This is a genomic window from Herbaspirillum sp. RTI4 (genome assembly GCF_034313965.1).
In the GTDB taxonomy this organism is placed as follows: domain Bacteria; phylum Pseudomonadota; class Gammaproteobacteria; order Burkholderiales; family Burkholderiaceae_D; genus Herbaspirillum.
Map to the genome: position 1 here is coordinate 3,333,067 of NZ_JAVIWQ010000002.1, position 20,502 is coordinate 3,353,568.

A 20,502-nucleotide genomic window follows, 5' to 3' on the forward strand; every position below is an offset into this window, starting at 1 on the left:
AAAATATTTTCCTTAGCTGAAATGATGATCAACCGAAACGGCCGGTAATGTAATCTTGTGTTTCCTTGCGGCCCGGATTCATGAAAATCTGATCGGTCTTGCCAAACTCCATCAACTCACCCAAATACATGTACGCCGTGTAGTCAGAGCAGCGTGCTGCCTGCTGCATGTTGTGCGTGACGATGGCGATGGTGTAATCATTTTTCAATTCGCCGATCAGTTCCTCGACCTTGGCCGTCGATATCGGATCGAGCGCCGAAGTCGGCTCATCGAGCAACAACACTTCCGGTTTGACTGCCACGCCGCGCGCAATACAGAGCCGCTGCTGCTGGCCGCCGGACAAGGACAGACCGCTCTTGTTGAGCTTGTCCTTGACTTCGCCCCACAGCGCCGCCTTGTTCAGAGCCCATTCAACGCGCTCGTCCATTTCGCCTTTCGACAAATTTTCATACAAACGGATACCGAAGGCAATGTTGTCATAGACCGACATCGGGAACGGTGTCGGCTTCTGAAACACCATGCCGACTTTGGCGCGCAGCATGTTCAGATCCTGACCGGCATCGAGAATATTGCTGCCGGCATACATGATCTTGCCCTCTGCGCGCTGACCGGGATACAAGTCATACATGCGGTTAAAGGTGCGCAGCAAAGTCGACTTGCCGCAACCTGAAGGGCCGATAAACGCCGTGACCTTACCCTCATAGATATTGAGGTCGATATTTTTCAGGCCATGGAATGCGCCATAAAAGAAATTCAATCCGGAAACAGCGATCGTCGATTTCTTCTCGGCAACGGCGTTCGCTGCGGGTGTTGCGAATGCTTGAGTATTCATAGGGATCACTTGAAATTAACTGGAGACTTTTTGGCTGAACAAGGTACGCGACAGGATATTGAGCAGCAGCACACTGAAGGTAATCAGCAATGCGCCGCCCCATGCCAGCGACACCCAGTTATCGTAAGGACTCATCGCAAACTGATTGATCACCACCGGCAGATTGGCCAGAGGCCGGTTCATGTTGGCGCTGAAAAACTGGTTATTCAATGCGGTAAACAACAAAGGGGCGGTTTCGCCGGAGATACGCGCAACGGCCAGCAAGACGCCCGTCACCACACCAGCCCTGACCGCACGCAAACGCACGTTCATGGCCACTTTCCAGCGCGGCGCGCCGAGCGAAAATGCCGCTTCGCGCAGACTGGCCGGAACCAGTCGCAGCATATTGTCCGTCGTACGCACCACCACCGGTATGGCGATCAGCGAAATGGCAAAGGTACCAGCCCAGCCGGAAAAGTGACCGACACGCGCCACATAGATCGCATACACAAACAGACCAATGACAATCGACGGTGCCGACAACATAATGTCTGTAACGAAGCGAGTGACTTTTGCCAGCGTGCTTTGCTCACCGTATTCCGCCAGATAAATACCGGCCAGAATCCCGATCGGCGTACTGATCAGCGTCGCAATCCCCACCATCAACAGACTACCAACGATAGGGTTGAGCAAGCCGCCGCCATCGTCGCCGGGAGAAGGCGTCATGTGCGTCAGCATTTCCAGATCGAGCGCGCCAAAACCCTTGATGATCAAGGTGAACAAAATCCACATCAGCACGCACAAGCCGAAACCCATCGCCAGAAATGAGAACACCATGCCGATCCGGTGCTGCCGCAAACGCTTGCGATAAACCGGGTTGGCACCGGACTTCAATTGATCCAAATCCTGATGCTTGCTCATTTTTCGCCTTCCTTGCGTTCCATTCCCATCAACATCAGTTTTGCTATCGACAAGACAATGAAGGTGATCACGAACAGGATCAAACCGAGTGCGAACAGCGTTGACACATGCAACTCCGTCGACGCTTCTGCAATTTCGTTGGCCAGAGTGGACGCGATACTGTTACCGGCCGCAAACAAGGACCACGACAAGCGGTGCGAATTACCGATCACAAACGTAACCGCCATCGTTTCGCCCAAGGCCCGACCCAAGCCCAGCATCACCCCCCCCACCACACCGTTCTTGGTGTACGGCAGCACAACCTTGCGCACCACTTCCCAGCGCGTGCAGCCGAGGCCGTAAGCGGATTCTTTCAGCACCGCCGGCACGACTTCAAACACATCGCGCATGACCGAAGCAATAAAAGGAATGATCATGACCGACAGGATCAGACCTGCAGTCAGAATACCGATACCCATTGTCGGGCCGGCAAACAGCTCACCGATCACCGGCACCTGACCGAGCGTTGCTTTGAGCGCCGGCTGTACATATTCAGCAAACAGCGGTGCAAAAATGAACAGGCCCCACATACCGTAAATGATGCTCGGCACACCTGCGAGCAACTCAACGGCGATTCCCAGAGACTGACGCAGTCTGGCCGGGCAAATTTCAGTGAGGAACAAGGCGATACCGAAGCTAATCGGAAAGGCGATCAACAAAGCAATGAACGACGTCACCAGCGTCCCTACGATAGGGACCAGCGCACCGTATTGCTCCGTCATCGGATTCCATTCGCTACTGGTGATAAAACCCGGCCCGAAGGCGTGGAATGCAGGCCACGCGCCGATGAACAGTGAAACAATAATCCCGCCCAGCATTAACAGAACTGTCAGTGCAAAAGTCAGCGTGATTTTATGAAACAGGAAATCCTGCACGCGTTGCTTGCGCATCGTGCTCAGCAGCGCTTTATGCGACTGCGATTGCTGTTGATTATTTATATTTAAGGGCATATTACTCAGGCCGACGTGCGGCAGATCTGTGACTAAAATATTCGTACTCATAGTGCGCCCCCTACAAAGCGGGCCAGCGCAATGCGCCGGCCCGGTTATCCCCTTAATTACTCGCGTGTATTACCAGACTTCTTTGCCGTTGGCGGCTTTGATGCCTTTCCACGATTCTTCAACCAGCGCCACTACGCTGGCTGGCAGGGCAACATAGTCCAGCTCGCCAGCAGATTTGCCACCGTTCTTGTATGCCCATGCGAAAAACTTCAACACTTCTTTTACTTTAGCGCCGTCATCGGCCAAAGTTTTATGCACCAGCACGAAAGTCGCGCTGCTGATAGGCCAGCTGGCTTTACCGGCGGCATCAGTGAAGTCCACTGCAAAAGCAGGTGTCTTATCCCAGGCAGCGGCAGCAGTTGCAGCCTTGAATGCAGCCTGGTCTGGCTTGACAAATGCACCGTCACGGTTTTTCAACTGGGTGTACAGCAGGTTGTTTTTCTTGACGTAAGCGTATTCGACAAAACCAATTGAACCCTTGATTTTGGCGACGTTGGCTGCAACGCCTTCGTTACCCTTGCCGCCCACACCTGCAGGCCAGCTGACTGCCGTGCTTGCGCCGACTTTAGCCTTGAATGTTTCGCTGACTTTCGACAGATAGCTGGTGAACACATACGATGTGCCCGACGCATCGGAACGATAGACCGGTGTGATGTCATCGGCAGGCAGTTTCACACCTGGGTTCAGAGCCGCGATATCAGCTGCATCCCATTTAGTGATCTTGCCCAGGTAAATGTCAGCAATCACAGCGCCGGACAATTTCAGTTGACCCGGTGTGATACCTGCCAGATTCACCACTGGAACAACACCGCCGACGACTGCCGGGAATTGTGTCAGGTTGCTCGCTTGCAATTCTTGCGGGCTCAAAGGCATGTCGGAAGCACCGAAATCGACAGTGTTTGCCTTGATTTGCTTGATACCGCCGCCGGAACCGATCGATTGATAGTTCAGACTGTTGTTTGTAGCAGCCTTGTACGATTCAGCCCATTTTGCATAGATCGGATACGGGAAAGAAGCGCCCGCACCAGTGATGTCTGCCGCGTGAACCGCAGTAAATGCAGCTGCGCCACAGATCGCCACTGCGACCGATTTAAACAATTGATTCAATACCATGTCTTGCTCCTATGATTGGCAAAATAATTTGTCTTTGAACGGCTGGTACATTGTTTGTTGCACAACCTTCGCAGGTCGGGAAAGCTTCCCTCGAAGCGGATGACGATCCACAGACCCCGGCAGTGCAGCAAAAATTGATGAAACGTTCTTACAGACGGATGAAACTGTAACCAGCTAATGTGACGAGTTTATGACCATTGCTAGAAAGAATTAAACGAAAATATAAAAATCCGACTATACAAAATCAAAATATTTCCTTAATACAATACTTTGGCTATTGGATTACTCTGTCAAAAATCATCGATTTCTCGTCACCCCTTTGTCACATCCAACTCATATAATGAAGTTACTTTTGCGTACTACTGGGCCCAGGATGATCAAAAAAATAAAACCGGAGGAAAATAGCACCCCCGGCGAAGCTCCATCAAGCGCGATTTATCTGAATCGTGAAATTTCCCAACTAGCGTTCAACCGACGCGTTCTGGCGCAAGCGGAAGACACCAGTCTGCCCCTGCTCGAGCGTCTGCGCTATTTGTGCATCTGCAGCAGCAATCTGGATGAGTTTTTCGAAGTCAGAATCGCCAGCCTGCTGGCCAACCGCATCGGCGGCGAGCAAATCGACCCGCCCGACCTGACCGAAGCACTGGAACGCACCAGCGTCGAATGCCACGAAATCGTTGCCCGCCAGTACCAGCTGCTTAACCACGACATCCTGCCGCAACTCGCCGCCAAAGGCGTGTATTTACTGCGCCATGAAGATCGCAACGAAGCACAGCGCGCCTGGGTCAAGGGTTACTTCGATGCCAATGTGCGTCCACTGCTGACACCGATCGGCCTCGATCCGGCACATCCCTTCCCACAGGTACTGAACAAGAGTCTCAACTTCATCATTGAATTGTCCGGCAAGGATGCCTTCGGTCGCGGCACTGCCATCGCCATCGTCAAGGCCCCGCGCGTATTGCCGCGCGTGATTGAACTGCCGCCTGAGCTGTCGGGCAAAAAAGGGGTGTCGTTTTGTCTGCTCTCCTCAATCATTCACGCCCATATCGGAGAAATGTTTTCCGGGCGCGAAATCATCGCCTATTCGCAGTTCCGGGTTACCCGCAACAGCGACCTGTGGGTGGATGAAGAAGAAGTCAAAAACCTGCGTCAGGCCTTGCAAACCGAACTGCACAGCCGTCAGTTCGGCGTTGCGGTGCGTCTGGAAGTGGCCAGCAATTGCCCGGAAAATTTATCCAATTTCCTGCTAGAGCAATTCGGCATCGATCACAACCGCCTGTACCCGGTCGATGGACTGGTCAATCTGGTGCGACTCTCAGAAATGGTCGATCAGGTCAAACAGCCGACGATGCGCTTCCCGCCATTTTCAGCGTCGCTGCCAGCGGCCCTGAGTAACGAAAATATTTTCTCGATATTGCAAAAAAAAGATGTGCTGCTGCATCACCCCTTCCAGTCATTCCAGCCGGTCGTCGATTTCATCCGCACTGCGGCGCACGACCCGGCGGTGGTAGCGATCAAGCAAACGATTTACCGCACCGGCATGAATTCCGAACTGATGGAAGCGCTGATCTATGCCGCCCAGCGCGGCAAGGAAGTCACCGTCATCGTGGAACTGATGGCGCGCTTCGATGAAGAAGCCAATATCAACTGGGCAGTGCGGCTTGAACAGGCGGGGGCGCAGGTGGTGTATGGTGTCGTCGGCTTAAAAACCCATGCCAAACTGGCGCTGGTGATCCGCCGCGAAGATAATGCGCTGCGGTTTTACGCCCATCTGGGAACCGGCAATTACCATCCGACCACCACCAAGTTTTATACCGACTTCGGCCTTCTGACGGCACATCCGAAGCTGACCGTCGACGTCAACGAAGTTTTCATCCATCTGACCAGCCTGACCAAACCAACCAACCTCAACTATCTGTGGCTGGCCCCGTTTGCGCTGCAAAAAGAAATTATCCGCGCCATCCGCAACGAAGGGCTGATCGCCAGCCAGGGCCGTCCGGGACGCATCATCGCCAAGATGAATGCCCTGCTCGACGAATCGGTCATTCGTGCGCTGTACGCGGCCTCCGCGCAAGGCGTGAAAATTGACCTGATCGTACGCGGTGCCTGCGCCTTGCGGCCGGGCGTGCCGGGCTTGTCGGAAAATATCAAGGTACGCTCCATCATCGGTCGTTTCCTGGAACACTCCCGCATCTATTATTTCCGCAACGATCTGGCGCACGATGTCTACCTCGGCAGCGCCGACTGGATGAATCGCAACCTGTTCCGCCGCATCGAAGTGGCCTTCCCCATCCTCGATCCTGCGCTCAAGAAACGCGTTATCAACGAAGGCTTGAACCCCTATCTGAAAGACAATACCAACAGCTGGATACTCGACGGTGACGGCATTTACACCAAGAAAAAATCACGCAACAAACAACTGGCCTACGGTGCGCAACAAGAACTGGTGAAGCTATTCACCACCCCGGTGATCAGTCCCACCATATAGCGTCAGACAAAGGAGTGCGGCATGGATTTGATTTTATGGCGACACGCGGAAGCGGAAATTGGCGACCCACATCATGATCTCGATCGCGCACTCACAGCAAAGGGGCTGAAGCAGGCCGCAAAAATGGCGGACTGGCTCGACCGCAACCTGCCGGAAAGCTGCCGGATTCTGACCAGTCCCGCCAAACGCACGCTGCAAACGGTCACGGCACTGCAACGCAAATTCAAGATCGTGCCGGAGCTGGCACCGAACGCCACGGCGGAGCAAGTGCTGGCCGCCGCCAACTGGCCCGACAGCAAAGAACCGGTATTGATCGTGGGGCATCAGCCAACGCTGGGGCAGATCGCCGCCCTGCTGCTCGGAGGTAATCGGCAGGATTGGACCATCCGAAAAGGAAACGTCTGGTGGCTAGCGCATCGCGAACGCGACGATGTTGAAAGCATCTACCTGCGGGTTGCGATAGCGCCGGATTTCCTCACTAAATAGCTAAGTAACTAAGTAACTAACTAACTAACTAAGTAATAAGGCAGCAGCAGGGCCGCTTAAGTTACGCTGCCGCGCCCTGCTCCCGCGCTGTTCCTGCCCCGTTCCCGCCCCATCGCCACCCTTTCACAACAAAGGTCTGTCAGACCACACCCGAATACGTCAGGGCATGCCCCTGTAATTTGAATATGCCGATGGAGCGCGCCAGCAATTGCGACTGCTCTTGCAAACTTTCCGCAGCGGCAGCGGCTTCTTCTACCAGTGCCGCATTCTGCTGGGTAATCTCATCGATCTGACCCACGGCATTATTGACTTCGGCAATGCCGGCACTCTGAACCTGGCTGGCCGCAGTAATCTGACTCATGATGGACGCCACATGCTGCACTGAGCTGACAATGTCGCCCATGGTCTTGCCCGCCTCATCGACCAGCTGACCGCCGGCATCGACCTTATCGACCGAATCGCCAATCAGAATCTTGATTTCCTTGGCCGCGCTGGCAGATCGTTGCGCCAGACTGCGCACTTCACTGGCAACCACCGCAAAGCCCCTGCCCTGCTCACCGGCACGCGCTGCTTCCACTGCGGCATTGAGCGCCAGAATATTCGTCTGGAAAGCGATGCCGTCGATAACGCCAATGATGTCAACGATCTTGCGCGAACTTTCCTTGATCGAGCCCATGGTATGCACCACATCATCCACCACCTTGCCGCCTTTGACGGCATGCTCGGATGCCCGCACTACCAACTCATTGGCCTGACGCGCATTGTCGGCATTTTCCTTCACCGTCTTCGTCAGCTGCTCCATCGAGCTGGCAGTTTCTTCCAGATTCGACGCCTGCATTTCCGTGCGATGCGACAAATCCAGATTGCCGCTGGCGATTTCTTTCGACGCCACCGCAATCACGCTCGCGCTTTCCTTGATTTCACTGACGGTAATGAGCAGATTCCCCTGCATTTTTTTCAGTGTATTGAGCAATTGCCCGGCTTCATCGTGTGAGCCGGGAGGAATCGAGGCGGAAAGATCGCCGCTGGCAATGGTATCGGCAATCGCGCCGGCACTACGCAAGGGAACGATAATGCTGCGCGTAATGACCCAGGTAAAAAACACGCCGATCAATATCGTGAAAAGGCCGATGCCAAGCATGCCCGCCCGCGCATTTTTATAATTCGCCACGGATGTGGTCTCCGCCGCCATCATTTCCTCTTGCTGAAAAGAAGCAAGCGCGCTGAGATTTTTCATCCATTTGTCATGCAAGGGCATGAAATCGTTTTTTAACAATTGCGCCGCATCGAAATAATTATTGGTGCCGATCTGCTCACGTATTTTTTCAAGCTGAGGAAAGATGCCTTTGGCCTGCGCACTTACCCGATCTGCCAGCGCAGTACCTTCGGCATTAGTGGCCAGAGAGGCAATGTTTTTCTCATTGGCGGCATACGATTTCATAATCTGGACGATGTGCTGGCCTTCGGCAGTCCCTTCGGCAGTATCGGTCGGCGCCACTACTTTACGCAGCGCCAGCGCCAGCGCAGCACCCTCTTCGCGCATGGTCATGGCGGAAGTCAGACTGGCTACTTTTTTAGTGATGATGTAATCGCTGTTGGCTTGCAATTCGCTCATGCGCCATAAACCAATCAGCAAAATGGCTAGCGCACAAAGCAGCACCAAGCAAAATCCCAACGTGAGCCGCGCACCAATTTTCATGTTGGTAATAAAAGACATTGCCTATCTCCGGATATATTGCTGCTGTTAAGTTTTAGTTCCTTAAGACAACATACAGCAATATCCATACCCTGAATGGAATAATCATTAATTCCACTCGACGGCTAAATGAGGGGGAAAGAGAATGCGCGCGCCCCACCTGCAGCCATGCACCAGCTGGGTGCGGGACACAGCTTGGTGTATCAGCGAGGTGCGGGAAGCATGCCCGCGTCGGCCATCATGGGCCGCGCCGGATGCAGATGTTCCAGAAATTGCTGGGTTGCGGCTTCCCAGGAAAAAGTCAACGCGTGTTCACGGGTGCGCTCACGGTCAAGCTTCAGGGCTTCATGGCATGCCTTCCCGAGATCTTCATCGAGAATGCCGGAAACCCCGTTGGCCACCACATCCAATGGACCAGGCACCGGGTAAGCAGCAACCGGCACACCGCAGGCCATTGCCTCGACCAGCACCAGACCGAAGGTATCGGTGCGGCTAGGGAAGACGAAAACATCGGCGCAGTTGTAATACACACTCAACTGATCGTGCGACTTCGCGCCCAGAAAACGTACTTGCGGATAACGCGACTCCAGTTCCGCTCGCATCGGACCATCTCCGATCACCCACTTGTTTCCCGGCAAATCCAGTTTTAAAAAAGCCTCGATATTTTTTTCACGCGCCACCCGCCCGACATACAGGAATAAGGGGCGCTCAATGCAGGCGCGATCTTCCACATCCGGTTTGAAGCAATCCGCATCGACGCCGCGGCTCCAGAGCGCAACATTGCGGAAACCTTGCGCTTCCAGCGCCGTCTTGATCGCAGGCGACGGCGCCATGACGGCTTTTGATCGTCCATGAAACCAGCGCAGCAAGCGATAAGTCAGCGCCTGCGGCAACAGCTTGCGCGCGCTCAGATACTCAGGAAAGCGGGTGTGGTAAGCGGTTGTGAAATCGAGTCCGTGACGCAGACAGTAACGGCGCGCCGCCAAACCCAATGGGCCTTCGGTGGCGATATGAATGCAGTCCGGCTGGAAGGCGGTGAGCAGTGCCGAGATCTTGCGGTAAGGCTGGTAAGCCAGCCGGATTTCAGGATAAGTGGGGCAAGCAAACGTATGAAAATCGCGCGGCTCGACCATCAGTACATTGTGCCCTGCTTCGCGCAGACAGCGCTGCGTGGCACTCAGGGTATGAACGACACCGTTGACCTGCGGCGCACCGGCGTCACTTATTATGGCAATACGCATGAAAGCTCGGTTTCTGTGATTTTGAATCTGTTTTTAATCTGCATGATTTCCTGCCAGGTCACCAGCCGTAACTCACCGCTGGCATCTTCTACCAGCGCCGAGAGACTTTCTACCCAGTCGCCATCGTTACAGTATTTGATACCGCCGATGTCACGAATTTCCGGTTTATGGATATGGCCGCAGATCACGCCATCCAGTCCCTTTTTTTCTGCCTCTGCCGCCAATGCATCCTCGAACGAAGAAATGTAATTGACCGCATTCTTGACCTTCAGCTTCAGATATTGCGACAGCGACCAATACGGCAAACCCGCTCTTGCACGGGCGCGATTGAGCCACTGATTGAACTTGAGAATCATGCTGTAGAGGTTGTCGCCAACATAGGCCAGCCATTTGGCGCAGGCGATCACACCGTCGAAACGATCGCCATGCAGCACCAGCATGCGCTTGCCGTTAGCCGTCGTATGTACCAGTTCATCGCGGATTTTGATGCCGCCGAAATCGAGTCCGTGAAACTGGCGAATCGACTCATCGTGATTGCCAGGCACGAAGATCACTTCAGTACCTTTTTTGGCCTTCTTCAATACCAGTTGCACCACGTTGTTATGCGTTTGCTCCCAGTACCAGCGGCGCTTCAGTTGCCAGCCATCAATAATGTCGCCGACCAGGTACAGCGTTTCCGATTCCGTGGCGCGCAAAAATTCCAGCAAACGCCCTGCCTGACAGCCGGGCGTGCCCAGATGAACATCGGAAATCCAGATAGTGCGAAAGCGTATCGGATCGTGCTTGGTGCCCATGCCGGCAGCAAAATCATCTGAATCGAATAACGCATCGCGTGACTTCATGCTGGGCTCGCTTCCTTCGGCTCTTTCAGATAATGGCGGGCGTAGCGCGCGTCCAGTTTGGACAAGGGCAACAGCAAAAAGAAATCAGCGCTATGGAAATCAGGGTCCCAGGCCGGTTCGCCGCAGACCCATGCTCCGCTGCGCAGATAGCCCTTCAGTAAGGGTGGCGTGTTGGCGGTATGGCCAGGTTCGCGTTCCTCGATGGGAAATGGCAAGAGCGGCGTGACACGGTAATCAGGAGGCGCAAGATTGTCGCGACTCATTGCGTGATACAAGGCAGCGGCATTGTGTCCACCATCATTAAGACTGACGCTCGCACAGCCCATCAGATAATCGCAGCGTTCCTTGCGCATGAACGAGGCCAGTCCGGCCCACAGCAGCATGATGACGGCACCGCTGCGGTAGTCGGGATGAATGCAGGCGCGGCCCGCTTCGGCAATCGAATTGCGCAGGTGCGCCAGGCGGCTCAGATCGAATTCTTGCTCCGAATAAAACTGCCCTTTGCGACGCGCTGCATCCGGCCCCATCACGCGATAGGTACCGACCACTTTCAGGGTCTGGGAATCGCGTACGATCAGATGGTCGCAATAATCGTCGAAGTCGTCTTTGTCGAGTTCTTCCGAATTGGCCAGCGCCGACAGATTCATGGTTTCAATAAACACTTTGTAACGCAAGCGCTGCACTTCGCGCACTTCTTTTTTCGTGCTGGCAAGACTCAAGGTCAACTTCGAAGTACTTGGATTTGCATCTGCAGAATTGGATAGCAGTCTCATTGCATTGTCCTTTTTTGATTATCGAATGTGCAGATCGTAGCGGCCGATTATTTCAAGGACGTGACCTTGCGCAGTGTGTGTTGTCGGCAAGCTGCATGTCTTAGCGCTACAATCAAGGGCTGCGCCGTCCCTTCCCTGCGGCACTCCTTCCCCTCATCGTTACCGAAAGAAAACTATGCTGCTCAAAAACAAAGTTGCTCTGATTACCGGCGCTGCCAGCGGCATCGGCAAGGAAATTGCCATGGAGTACGCACGCCAGGGTGCCAGTATCGTGATTGCCGATCTGGCGCTGGATGCGGCCAAAGCGACTGCCGATGAAATTATCAGCAAGGGCGGCAAGGCACTGGCAGTGTCCATGAACGTGGTTGATGAAGCTGCAGTGGACAAGGGCATCGCCGATGCAGTCGCGACCTTTGGCGGCATCGACATCCTCATCAGCAATGCCGGCATTCAAATCATCAGCTCCATCGTTGACAGCACGCTGGAGAACTGGCGCAAGATGCTGGCGATCCATCTCGACGGCGCCTTCCTCACTACCCGCGCGTCCATGCGTGCAATGATCAAGTCAGGCAAAGGCGGCAGCATTATTTACATGGGGTCGGTGCATTCACACGAAGCCTCGCCGCTGAAAGCGCCTTACGTGACAGCGAAGCACGGCCTGATCGGTCTGGCCAAGGTAGTGGCGAAAGAAGGCGCGGCGCATGGCATCCGCTCGAATGTGATCTGTCCTGGCTTTGTGCGCACGCCGCTGGTCGAAAGACAGATTCCTGAACAGGCCAAGGAATTCGGCATCAGCGAAGAAGACGTTATAAAGAAAATCATGCTCAAGGATACGGTCGATGGAGAATTCACCACCACCGGCGATGTGGCGCAGACAGCGGTATTTTTGGCGTCGTTCCCTAGCAATGCACTGACGGGTCAGTCCATCGTGGTCAGCCACGGCTGGTTCATGCAGTAAGAGTTTGTGAGACGACCCGGCGCGCTGCCGGGTCCGTCAATAGCGTATGCGTCAGCTTGCTCAGGCGCACTCAATCCAGCTCCAGCGCCGCCTGTTTCGGGTAAACCTTGACCAACAGAATGCGCGGCCCCTTCATGCGCTTGACCACGATATCAAAACTATCGAACTCCACGCGCTGTCCTTCTTTCGGCAAATCGCCCAGTTTTTCCATCACCAGACCACCGACCGATTCAACGCTTTCATCGCCGGTCACGTCGATTCCCAACATGCGTTCCAGCGAGAAAATCGACAAGCTGCCTTTGCCCAGAAAAGTGCCGTCGTCCTGCCGCATCCATTCATTTTCGGTGTGCAGAAATTCGTCGCGGATTTCGCCTACCAGCGCGCCGAGCATATTGTCGAACGTGATGAATCCCAGTGCCGGCTGGTCTGCTTTGCCGATGATCGCAAAATGCGGCGAGCCGCTGCGGAAGCGGCGAAACAACTCAAGTGCGGATAAACCGGGGGCAATGATTTGTACCGGGCGCAGGTATTTCTCCAGCCCGGCAAGTTCTTTGCCCTCCTGTTGCGCGATGAATAAATCTTTCAGATGAATCATGCCCAACACCACTCCGGTGGACTGGGAAATATACGGATAACGACTGAAACGGTAACGGGAAATTTTTTGCAGATTTTCCTTCAGGTCGGCGGCATCGCTCAGGGCGATCAATTCATTGGCCGGTCGCATCAGTTCGGCCACGCTCAAATCACCGAAGTCCAGACTTTGCGCAAAGACTCTCCACTCATCGTCGGTGAAGTTACCGCCTTGATGTCCGGTGCGCAAAATCAATTTCAGCTCATCGGCGGAATAATTCATTTCGTGTCCGTGCGTGGCGCTCAGCCCTGCTCTGCGCAATACCCAGTTGGCGCTGGAATTCAATACCCAAATCAGCGGATAGGTGCCCCAGTAAAAGCAATACAGGGGCAAGGCGCTCCACAGGCCGATGGCTTCGGGATGACGAATTGCCACCGATTTTGGTGCCAGTTCGCCAATCACGATATGCAGAAAAGAAATCACCAAAAAGGCAAAGGCAAAGGAAATGCCGTGTACCAGCTCCGGCGAGGCAATGCCCAGCATCGCCAGTAAGGGTTGCAGCAGGCTGGCAAAGGCCGGCTCGCCAATCCAGCCCAGACCCAGCGAAGCCAGCGTAATGCCGAGCTGACAAGCGGAAAGATAAGCATCCAGTTGGTGATGCACACGCAAAAGAATACGGCCGCGCAGGCCCTGGGTTTTGGCAATGGCCTGGATGCGTGTCTGACGCAGTTTGACCAGGCCAAATTCGGCGGCGACGAAAAAACCGTTCAATGCTACCAACAACAAGGCAATGACGATCAGTAGCAGGTTTTCCAACGGCGAGATCCTATCAAATCGAGAATAAAAGCGCGGGTTCCGTCTGAATCAGGAATCGCTGCAAACAATTTAACATGAGACGCCATTTTGCTTAACGGCAATGCCGGTTCTGAAGAAGGCAAGCGCTTGCGGCAAGGAGGCAATCCTATGCGTTGCCGAGGCCGACATCGGCTCCTGATCCCGGTCGGGCAGGAAGTGGCACCGGGTGCTCACGCCCGCATTGACGGCGGCTTGCATGTCCGAGTCTTTGTCGCCAATCATGATGGAATTAACCAGATCGAGATCAAATTGCTCTGCTGCGCGGAGCAACATGCCGGGATGCGGTTTGCGGTCGAACGAGTCTTTACGGTAGATGCCGACGCCGTGTTCGGGATGGAAGGGACAATGGAAAACACCGCTGATCGGCGCACCTTCTTTGACGAACACCTCACCCATCCAGCGCGTCAGCGCAGCGAAATCTTCCTCGGAATAATAGCCGCGTCCTATTCCTGCCTGATTGGTAATGACGATCAGCAGATAGCCGGATCGGCTGGCGGCGCGGCACAGTTCAAAGATGCCGTCGATAAAATGGAAATTGTCTGCGCTCGAGGTGTAGCCGGCATCGTGATTGATGACGCCGTCCCGATCAAGCAATAGCGCCCGGTGACGACCCACGCTCACAGTGCAGCCAGCAGGGTCTGTGCGAGCGCATAGTCGTGCGGCACGCCGATGTCGATAAACAGGCCGCGTGTGATGAATCCATTCAAGTGAACGTCTTTCAAGCGCAGCGCGAAGTAATCGCTTTCCATGGAAAAAGCCTGCCCCGGAGGGAAATCATCCAAGGCATTTTTGGGCAGCACATAGCAACCGGCATTGATCAGGCCCGGGCCGGCACTGTCTTTGTCAGCGAAGCCAACGACTCTTCCGTCTTGCAGCGTCACCCGACCGAAACGGGCGGTATCCGGCACTTCACGCACCACCATCACGGGATGATGTTCCGCTTGCCACAGATGCTCCAGAGCATCGGCTTCAATATCCAGATAGGTGTCGCCATTGAAGACGAAGGCGTGGTCGTGCGTGCAACGGGCCAGAGCAGCGCGAATCGCACCGCCAGTGCCCAATGGTTGCGCTTCGACTTCGTAGACCAGTTCCATGCCTTGATAACTGGCACCGAAATGGCCGCTGATTTTTTCCGACAGAAATCCCAGCGAAAGAATCACGCGCGTGAAACCGCGCCGGGCCAGTGAGGCGAGCAGTATGTCGAGGAAAGGACGGCCGGCCACCGGGGCCATCGGCTTTGGCAGGTCAGGAACCAGCGCGCGTAGTCGTGTGCCGAATCCTCCAGCCAGAACGATTGCTTCCATCAGACGGGTGCCTTGAATAGTTCGCGCTCAATCAGACCGCACAGGATATGTCCCAGCACCAGATGTCCTTCCTGGATTTTAGGGGTGTCGGCCGAAGGCACTTGCAGGATGTGGTCGCACAATTCCGGCATGGCACTGTCGCGGTTTCCGGTCAGGCCAATAGTGATCAGACCGCGCTGGTGCGCCTCTTCCAATGCGCCCACAATGTTGGGCGATTTGCCGGAAGTCGAGTAAGCAATAAAGACGTCACCCTTGTTGCCGTGCGCCTGAATCTGGCGGGTAAACAGTTTTTCATATCCGTAATCGTTGCCGATGGCGGTGAGGACGGAGGAATCGACGGTCAGGGCAATCGCTGGCAAGCCGGGCCTATCAAACGCAAAACGGCTCACCAGTTCGCCTGCAATGTGCTGCGCATCGGCTGCGCTGCCGCCGTTTCCGGCCAGCAAAATTTTCCCGCCGTTTTGCAGACAGGTAATGCAGGCGCGCGCAGCCGCTTCGGTGGCGGCCAGCAAGGCAGGGGCGGACAATATGGCATCCATCACCTGTCGCGTTTCGCTCACTTTTTCAGTGACATACAAGGACATCCAATTCGTTTGCATCAAAGTCTCCAGGCTTCCGTGCCATGTTTGGTGAAATGGCAATTGCTGACCTGCCCGTGAAAATTGCCCAATGCGCGAATCACGTCCATGCGTTTTTCCGGCGGCACAAAAAACATCATGAATCCCCCTCCACCAGCGCCAGAGGCCTTGCCGGCTAATGCCCCTGCGGCAATGGCGGCGTCGTAAATCTGATCGATCTGCGGATTGGAAACCGTTTTTGCCGAGCGCTTTTTGTTCTCCCAGCCTTGTCGCATCGATTCGACGATGCCGCTGAAATCGCCGCGTAACAGGCATTCTTTCATGACCAGCGCTTCATGCTTCATGCCGTGCATTGCCTCCAGCGACTCGGCTTTCCCGGCCTGGATATTGTTGCTCTGATCGGCAATAATTTTTGCCGATTCGCGCGATACGCCGGTGTAAAACAGCACCAGCGAGGCTTCCAGTTCGCAAATGATCCAGTTCTTGATGCGCAAGGAGTTGATGACTGCGCGTTCGTCTGCGTAAAACTCCATGAAATTGAAACCGCCGAAGGTCGCGGAATACTGATCCTGACGTCCGCCTTGCAAGCCGCAGTCGATGCGTTCGATCTGATAGGCCAGGGAGGCCATGGAGTAATCGTCCATCGGCAAATTGAGCAGTTCGGCAAAGGCGCGGATCATGGCCACGACCAGCGTCGATGAAGAACCCAGACCGGAGCCGACAGGCGCGTCGCAATAAGTGCTCAACTCCAGCGCGATTCGCTTGCCGCCGTTGTAATGCGTGATCATGTGGTGATAGACGGCCTTGTGCAGATCAAGTTTGCCGTCGAGAGCCAATGTATCGGAAAGGGTCTTGACCTCGGTGGTTTGCTGATCGGTGGCGACGAAGCGCAGAACCGGCTCTTCCAGCGTGGTGATGACGGCGTAGGCATAGCGGTCGATGGAGGCATTCAAGACATAGCCGCCATGCAAATCGCAGAAAGGGGAAACATCGGTGCCGCCACCGGCGAGGCCCAGGCGCAACGGGGCGCGGGCGCGAACGATCATGGTCATGCTGTGAGGCGCAATTCTGTCAGGCCTAATTCTGTCAGGCCTGATACAGCGTAAAAGGGGTCACGCAAGATGCGACGGGGGCGAGGACAATCCGATTTTTTAAACATGTAGTGTGATTTCCACTGTGGCGTTCTCTGTTTCATCCGCCATCAGCAAGATTTATAGCGTTGGGAAACGTCTGGGTCAGTGACTGCGCGAGGCAATCTCAGGGCGGCATTTCTTCTTGGAACTGGCATCGTTGGCCCTCCACCATCAGAGTCGCCACCAAGACTTGTTTCATTCTATCAGCGCCGGACTATTCATAGATAAGAACGATCAAAGAATACGGCGGCAAATATGAAGGCCACTGGGATGCGTCAGAAGGGCGCTTGGCCGATCCGCGATTGAATTCAGATGCAATGCGCGAAGAAGAAACTCAGGCTGCGGGCGCGAATGCGTCGTGTCCGCGACCGCCTGAGCGTGTCAATATCGTGCCAGGACTTCCCGTATTTTGTTGGCCAGATCCAGTGCCACAAATTTGGCGACATACGCATCAGCCCCCACGGTTTTGACGTGTTCTTCATTGGCCGAACCGGACAATGAGGAATGGATGATGACTGGGATATTTTTGAAACGCGGATCGTTTTTAATATTGCGCGTCAGTGTAAAGCCATCCATTTCCGGCATTTCCAGATCGGTCAGTACCAAAGCGACTTTGTCATACGCGGTTTTGCCCTCTGCTTCGGCTTCGGCGGCCATGATTTGCAATCGATCCCAGCCCTGCTTGCCGGTTTTGGTCATGATGTAAGGAACATTCATGGCCTTGAATGCCTGTTCAATCAACGCCCGGGCTACCGCGGAATCGTCTGCCGACAGAATGACGGTGCCGGGTCGCAATTTCAGTTTGAGGCCTGCGGCATTCGGATCGACTTCCTTGATATCGGTGGAGGTGATCTGGTGCAGTATCTGCTCCACATCCAGCACCTGTGCCAGCCGGGTGCTGTCGACATTGCCGTCGAGACGGACAATGCTGGTCACCATGGCGGTGCTGCCGGCATTGCCTTCGGCCGACATCACCTGGCTCCACTCCAGCCGCACGATGTCTTCCACCGACTCCACGGCAAAGGCTTGCGTCGAACGCGCATATTCGGTCACGAGCATGATGTTCAAACCGGTTTTCGGATTGCAACCGACGACGCTGGGTAAATCAATGACTGAAATGACTTGTCCGCGCAAATTGGTCATCCCGAGGATATGCCTGGGCGATCCGGCAATGGCCGTCACGACCGGCATTTCAACGATCTCCCTCACTTTAAAAACATTAATCCCGAATAATTCAGATCGATCGCCATTGGCATCTCCTCCGAGGCGAAATAATAGCAATTCGAATTTATTGGAGCTGGTGAGATTGGTACGTTCGTCTACTTCCTGCTGTATGGTATCCATATTTATCCGTGATTAATTTAATTGCGGGATGCAGGGCAATAAAACCTCATGTCGCGACATTTATAGTCATTTGACAAAATCGTATTAGATATTGATTAGTCGTGTCGACTTTACGCTGCGGAACTGCAGTATGCAAGCGCATCTAATGCGTTTATTTATATCAATCAAAAAGAAATATTTTTAATCAGAAATATTTAATTGGATTAAATTTTCTAGGCTGTAATTTTATTTATTTAATTGAGTAATTAATTGATTTTAAGACGCGATAGAATTGCAAATTAAATATTTTTACTTATTATTTATAAATATAATTAACTATCTGCAACTGTATATATTCAGCCACATGTTTATATTAATCAATATTAGAAATTACATTAACCAATAAAAATATTATTAATGCCATTATAAAAATACACGCAGGAAATTAATTTCCATGCGGATTATTATTTATTTTTGTAACAAGCAATAATGCTTATTTTCAATAAGGGCGAACGCTCTCCCTGTCCATCGTCTCTTTTGGCTGAGCCGTTTGACACGGACAGAGGTGAGATTGCCGAAGGCAGGCCGAGCAGGTGCAATGCGGTGATCGGGCGTGTGACTCTCATTTGCGAGTGCGAACGCCCTGACGGGTGCAGGATGAGGAGGAAAATTGATAAGAAGCCCGGAAATAACAAAAGCCAGCGCAAAGGCTGGCTTTTCTGATTCTGGTGGAAAGTGCAAGTTTCGAACTTGCGACCCCTGCAGTGTGAATGCAGTGCTCTACCCCTGAGCTAACCTTCCCTTTTTTCTGACTTGATTCAGATTCTGACGTGCGCCGCAATGAAATTTTTCAGCCAAGAAAGCGATCTATTCAATTGCAAGCGGAGCGCATTATGGCACGGAACCGCCGCAAAACACCAGCGCTGACAAAGAAAAACCAATATTGCCGGCAGATCAGGCAATCCCGGCCATCCGCTGGCGGCAATCAGCTCGCGGCAACGGCTGGAACTTCGACTTCTTTGCGCCACACGCACTGCCCGCGCGACTCCTTGTCCAGACTATCGAGCATGGCTTCATGCTGCTGTTGCTCTGCGGCAGACGCTAAGCGCACCAGCACCGGTGCCAGTGGCGGCAGTTCGATGATGGCACCGTCGGCATCCGATTCGGGGGCATCGTCCAATTCCATGCCGAGGCTGTTCTGACCGCGCGTCATCGCCAGATACACTTCCGCCAACAGTGCCGCATCCAGCAAACCGCCGTGCAAGGTGCGGTGGGCATTGGAAATTTCGTAACGGTCGCAGAGTGCATCGAGTGAATTGCGACGTCCCGGATGCAGTTCCCGCGCCATCGGCAAGGTATCGAGGATGGAAGCGACGTGCTCACGGAAGGGAGGCAAGCCGAGCAAGGCAAATTCGGCCTCCAGGAAGCCAAGGTCGAACGGCGCGTTGTGAATCACGATTTCCGCATCGCGCAGATATTCACGGAATTCGGCGGCGATCTCGGCGAAGCGCGGCTTGTCGCTCAGAAAGGCGGTAGTCAGTCCATGCACCGCCAGCGCGCCCTCTTCGGAATCGCGCTCAGGGTTGATATAACGATGGAAATTATTACCGGTCAACTGCCGGTTGACCATCTCCACACAGCCGATTTCGATGATCCGGTCGCCGGAGCGGGCGTTGAGGCCGGTTGTTTCAGTATCGAGAATGATTTGTCGCATAGGGTTCACATTTTAAAAAAGCAGCACTGACGCAAAGGCCGGTGACAAAACAAGCAGCACGACAAGCCGATGCAGCAACGCCAGCGGCTTATTGCGCCAATTCTAAAAAGTAGTTATCCGCCGGGCGAGGTCACGCCCCGATTGGCCAGTACGTCGGCGCGCTCATTACCGGGATGGCCGGCATGGCCGCGCACCCAGCGCCATTCGATAGTGTGTTGCACCTGGATGGCATCGAGCGCCTGCCACAAATCGACATTCTTGACCGGTTCGCGGGCCGCCGTTTTCCAGCCGCGCGCCTTCCAGCCGTGAATCCATTCGCTGATGCCTTTTTGGACGTACTGGCTATCGGTGTACACCACGACCTGACAAGGCCGGTTCAGTGTCGTCAGCGCCTCGATGACGGCTTTCAGTTCCATCCGGTTATTGGTGGTATTGGACTCGCCACCAAATATTTCCTTCTCTTTGCCGTCGGCGACCAGCAAGGCTCCCCAGCCGCCCCGCCCAGGATTGCCCTTGCAGGCGCCATCGGAAAATATTTCCACTTTTCCTGCGTTTGTTTCTGCCATTTCCATTTTTTCCTTGGTGCTTTGCCCGAATGGGTTAAAAAATTGATCGCTGAAATACTTATTGCTCAGTACCAATGCGTCTGAAGCGA

Annotated in this window: 19 protein-coding genes and 1 tRNA gene; 3 read left to right on the forward strand and 17 right to left on the reverse strand. The window is 54.1% G+C overall.

What is annotated here, in order from left to right; genetic code table 11:
- Positions 1 to 28: 28 nt before the first annotated feature.
- The 4 genes from pstB to pstS all read right to left on the reverse strand — a co-directional run bounded on the left by pstB (position 29) and on the right by pstS (position 3,885).
- On the reverse strand, positions 29 to 832 hold the full coding sequence (gene pstB / locus RGU70_RS14860) for a phosphate ABC transporter ATP-binding protein PstB (RefSeq protein ID WP_322210169.1): 804 nt from the start codon (positions 830 to 832) through the stop codon (positions 29 to 31).
- A 15-nt stretch (positions 833 to 847) separates the two neighbouring features.
- Entirely contained in the window at positions 848 to 1,732 is an 885-nt protein-coding gene (gene pstA, locus RGU70_RS14865; protein WP_322210170.1) for a phosphate ABC transporter permease PstA, read from the reverse strand.
- The gene (pstC, locus tag RGU70_RS14870) at positions 1,729 to 2,721 is read right to left on the reverse strand and encodes a phosphate ABC transporter permease subunit PstC (protein WP_322210171.1); all 993 of its coding nucleotides are present in this window, start codon (positions 2,719 to 2,721) and stop codon (positions 1,729 to 1,731) included. The genes pstA and pstC overlap by 4 nt, the downstream gene beginning before the upstream one ends.
- A 120-nt stretch (positions 2,722 to 2,841) precedes the next feature.
- Positions 2,842 to 3,885 (reverse strand): phosphate ABC transporter substrate-binding protein PstS, encoded by a 1,044-nt coding sequence (pstS, locus tag RGU70_RS14875; protein WP_322210172.1) that lies wholly within the window; start codon positions 3,883 to 3,885, stop codon positions 2,842 to 2,844.
- Between the two features lie 373 nt (positions 3,886 to 4,258).
- Between pstS and ppk1 the strand changes: the two genes are divergently transcribed.
- On the forward strand, positions 4,259 to 6,373 hold the full coding sequence (gene ppk1 / locus RGU70_RS14880) for a polyphosphate kinase 1 (RefSeq protein WP_322210173.1): 2,115 nt from the start codon (positions 4,259 to 4,261) through the stop codon (positions 6,371 to 6,373).
- A 21-nt stretch (positions 6,374 to 6,394) separates the two neighbouring features.
- A complete protein-coding gene (sixA, locus tag RGU70_RS14885) occupies positions 6,395 to 6,859 on the forward strand; it encodes a phosphohistidine phosphatase SixA (RefSeq protein ID WP_322210174.1) in 465 nt (154 codons plus the stop codon).
- Positions 6,860 to 6,998: 139 nt separating this feature from the next.
- On the opposite strand, the gene RGU70_RS14890 is transcribed toward sixA, so the two are convergent.
- From RGU70_RS14890 to RGU70_RS14905, 4 genes are all read right to left on the reverse strand, one after another.
- Positions 6,999 to 8,576, reverse strand: coding sequence for a methyl-accepting chemotaxis protein (locus RGU70_RS14890; RefSeq protein ID WP_322210175.1), 1,578 nt, complete (start codon positions 8,574 to 8,576; stop codon positions 6,999 to 7,001).
- 182 nt (positions 8,577 to 8,758) lie between these two features.
- Positions 8,759 to 9,796, reverse strand: coding sequence for a glycosyltransferase family 1 protein (locus RGU70_RS14895; protein ID WP_322210176.1), 1,038 nt, complete (start codon positions 9,794 to 9,796; stop codon positions 8,759 to 8,761).
- Positions 9,781 to 10,638 carry a UDP-2,3-diacylglucosamine diphosphatase gene (locus RGU70_RS14900; RefSeq protein WP_416186530.1) on the reverse strand — a complete coding sequence of 286 codons (858 nt, stop codon included), beginning with the start codon at positions 10,636 to 10,638 and terminating at the stop codon, positions 9,781 to 9,783. The genes RGU70_RS14895 and RGU70_RS14900 overlap by 16 nt, the downstream gene beginning before the upstream one ends.
- Positions 10,635 to 11,411, reverse strand: a complete 777-nt coding sequence (locus tag RGU70_RS14905) for a GNAT family N-acetyltransferase (protein WP_322210177.1) — start codon at positions 11,409 to 11,411, stop codon at positions 10,635 to 10,637. Before RGU70_RS14905 ends, RGU70_RS14900 begins: the two co-directional genes overlap by 4 nt.
- A 175-nt stretch (positions 11,412 to 11,586) precedes the next feature.
- On the opposite strand from RGU70_RS14905, the gene RGU70_RS14910 reads away from it, so the two are divergent.
- Positions 11,587 to 12,369, forward strand: a complete 783-nt coding sequence (locus RGU70_RS14910) for a 3-hydroxybutyrate dehydrogenase (protein ID WP_322210178.1) — start codon at positions 11,587 to 11,589, stop codon at positions 12,367 to 12,369.
- A gap of 70 nt (positions 12,370 to 12,439) precedes the next feature.
- Here RGU70_RS14910 and RGU70_RS14915 read toward each other — a convergent pair whose 3' ends face one another.
- The 9 genes from RGU70_RS14915 to rnhA form a co-directional block, all read right to left on the reverse strand.
- Entirely contained in the window at positions 12,440 to 13,756 is a 1,317-nt protein-coding gene (locus tag RGU70_RS14915) for a hemolysin family protein (RefSeq protein WP_322210179.1), read from the reverse strand.
- Positions 13,757 to 13,825: 69 nt separating this feature from the next.
- The gene (locus tag RGU70_RS14920) at positions 13,826 to 14,416 is read right to left on the reverse strand and encodes an HAD family hydrolase (RefSeq protein WP_322210180.1); all 591 of its coding nucleotides are present in this window, start codon (positions 14,414 to 14,416) and stop codon (positions 13,826 to 13,828) included.
- Complete coding sequence (locus tag RGU70_RS14925) at positions 14,413 to 15,099, reverse strand: nucleotidyltransferase family protein (RefSeq protein WP_322210181.1); 687 nt, start codon at positions 15,097 to 15,099, stop codon at positions 14,413 to 14,415. The genes RGU70_RS14920 and RGU70_RS14925 overlap by 4 nt, the downstream gene beginning before the upstream one ends.
- On the reverse strand, positions 15,099 to 15,698 hold the full coding sequence (locus RGU70_RS14930; RefSeq protein ID WP_322210182.1) for a D-sedoheptulose 7-phosphate isomerase: 600 nt from the start codon (positions 15,696 to 15,698) through the stop codon (positions 15,099 to 15,101). The genes RGU70_RS14925 and RGU70_RS14930 overlap by 1 nt, the downstream gene beginning before the upstream one ends.
- Entirely contained in the window at positions 15,698 to 16,729 is a 1,032-nt protein-coding gene (locus RGU70_RS14935; RefSeq protein WP_322210183.1) for a dehydrogenase, read from the reverse strand. Before RGU70_RS14935 ends, RGU70_RS14930 begins: the two co-directional genes overlap by 1 nt.
- A 462-nt stretch (positions 16,730 to 17,191) precedes the next feature.
- Complete coding sequence (locus tag RGU70_RS14940) at positions 17,192 to 18,154, reverse strand: chemotaxis protein (RefSeq protein ID WP_322210184.1); 963 nt, start codon at positions 18,152 to 18,154, stop codon at positions 17,192 to 17,194.
- A gap of 705 nt (positions 18,155 to 18,859) precedes the next feature.
- A tRNA-Val gene (locus RGU70_RS14945) sits at positions 18,860 to 18,934 on the reverse strand.
- Between the two features lie 184 nt (positions 18,935 to 19,118).
- Positions 19,119 to 19,847 carry a DNA polymerase III subunit epsilon gene (dnaQ, locus tag RGU70_RS14950; protein WP_322210185.1) on the reverse strand — a complete coding sequence of 243 codons (729 nt, stop codon included), beginning with the start codon at positions 19,845 to 19,847 and terminating at the stop codon, positions 19,119 to 19,121.
- 113 nt (positions 19,848 to 19,960) lie between these two features.
- Positions 19,961 to 20,413, reverse strand: coding sequence for a ribonuclease HI (gene rnhA, locus RGU70_RS14955; protein WP_416186531.1), 453 nt, complete (start codon positions 20,411 to 20,413; stop codon positions 19,961 to 19,963).
- Positions 20,414 to 20,502 lie beyond the last annotated feature (89 nt).

Bases quoted from the DNA above. Each gene is read 5' to 3' on its own strand.
- pstA (WP_322210170.1), bottom strand. From the start codon at position 1,732: ATGAGCAAGCATCAGGATTTGGATCAATTGAAGTCCGGTGCCAACCCG.
- pstC (WP_322210171.1), bottom strand. From the start codon at position 2,721: ATGCCCTTAAATATAAATAATCAACAGCAATCGCAGTCGCATAAAGCG.
- RGU70_RS14900 (WP_416186530.1), bottom strand. From the start codon at position 10,638: ATGAAGTCACGCGATGCGTTATTCGATTCAGATGATTTTGCTGCCGGC.
- sixA (WP_322210174.1), top strand. From the start codon at position 6,395: ATGGATTTGATTTTATGGCGACACGCGGAAGCGGAAATTGGCGACCCA.
- ppk1 (WP_322210173.1), top strand. From the start codon at position 4,259: ATGATCAAAAAAATAAAACCGGAGGAAAATAGCACCCCCGGCGAAGCT.
- pstS (WP_322210172.1), bottom strand. From the start codon at position 3,885: ATGGTATTGAATCAATTGTTTAAATCGGTCGCAGTGGCGATCTGTGGC.
- RGU70_RS14910 (WP_322210178.1), top strand. From the start codon at position 11,587: ATGCTGCTCAAAAACAAAGTTGCTCTGATTACCGGCGCTGCCAGCGGC.
- dnaQ (WP_322210185.1), bottom strand. From the start codon at position 19,847: ATGCGACAAATCATTCTCGATACTGAAACAACCGGCCTCAACGCCCGC.
- rnhA (WP_416186531.1), bottom strand. From the start codon at position 20,413: ATGGCAGAAACAAACGCAGGAAAAGTGGAAATATTTTCCGATGGCGCC.
- RGU70_RS14890 (WP_322210175.1), bottom strand. From the start codon at position 8,576: ATGTCTTTTATTACCAACATGAAAATTGGTGCGCGGCTCACGTTGGGA.
- RGU70_RS14940 (WP_322210184.1), bottom strand. From the start codon at position 18,154: ATGGATACCATACAGCAGGAAGTAGACGAACGTACCAATCTCACCAGC.
- RGU70_RS14935 (WP_322210183.1), bottom strand. From the start codon at position 16,729: ATGACCATGATCGTTCGCGCCCGCGCCCCGTTGCGCCTGGGCCTCGCC.
- RGU70_RS14905 (WP_322210177.1), bottom strand. From the start codon at position 11,411: ATGAGACTGCTATCCAATTCTGCAGATGCAAATCCAAGTACTTCGAAG.
- RGU70_RS14925 (WP_322210181.1), bottom strand. From the start codon at position 15,099: ATGGAAGCAATCGTTCTGGCTGGAGGATTCGGCACACGACTACGCGCG.
- RGU70_RS14895 (WP_322210176.1), bottom strand. From the start codon at position 9,796: ATGCGTATTGCCATAATAAGTGACGCCGGTGCGCCGCAGGTCAACGGT.
- RGU70_RS14930 (WP_322210182.1), bottom strand. From the start codon at position 15,698: ATGCAAACGAATTGGATGTCCTTGTATGTCACTGAAAAAGTGAGCGAA.
- pstB (WP_322210169.1), bottom strand. From the start codon at position 832: ATGAATACTCAAGCATTCGCAACACCCGCAGCGAACGCCGTTGCCGAG.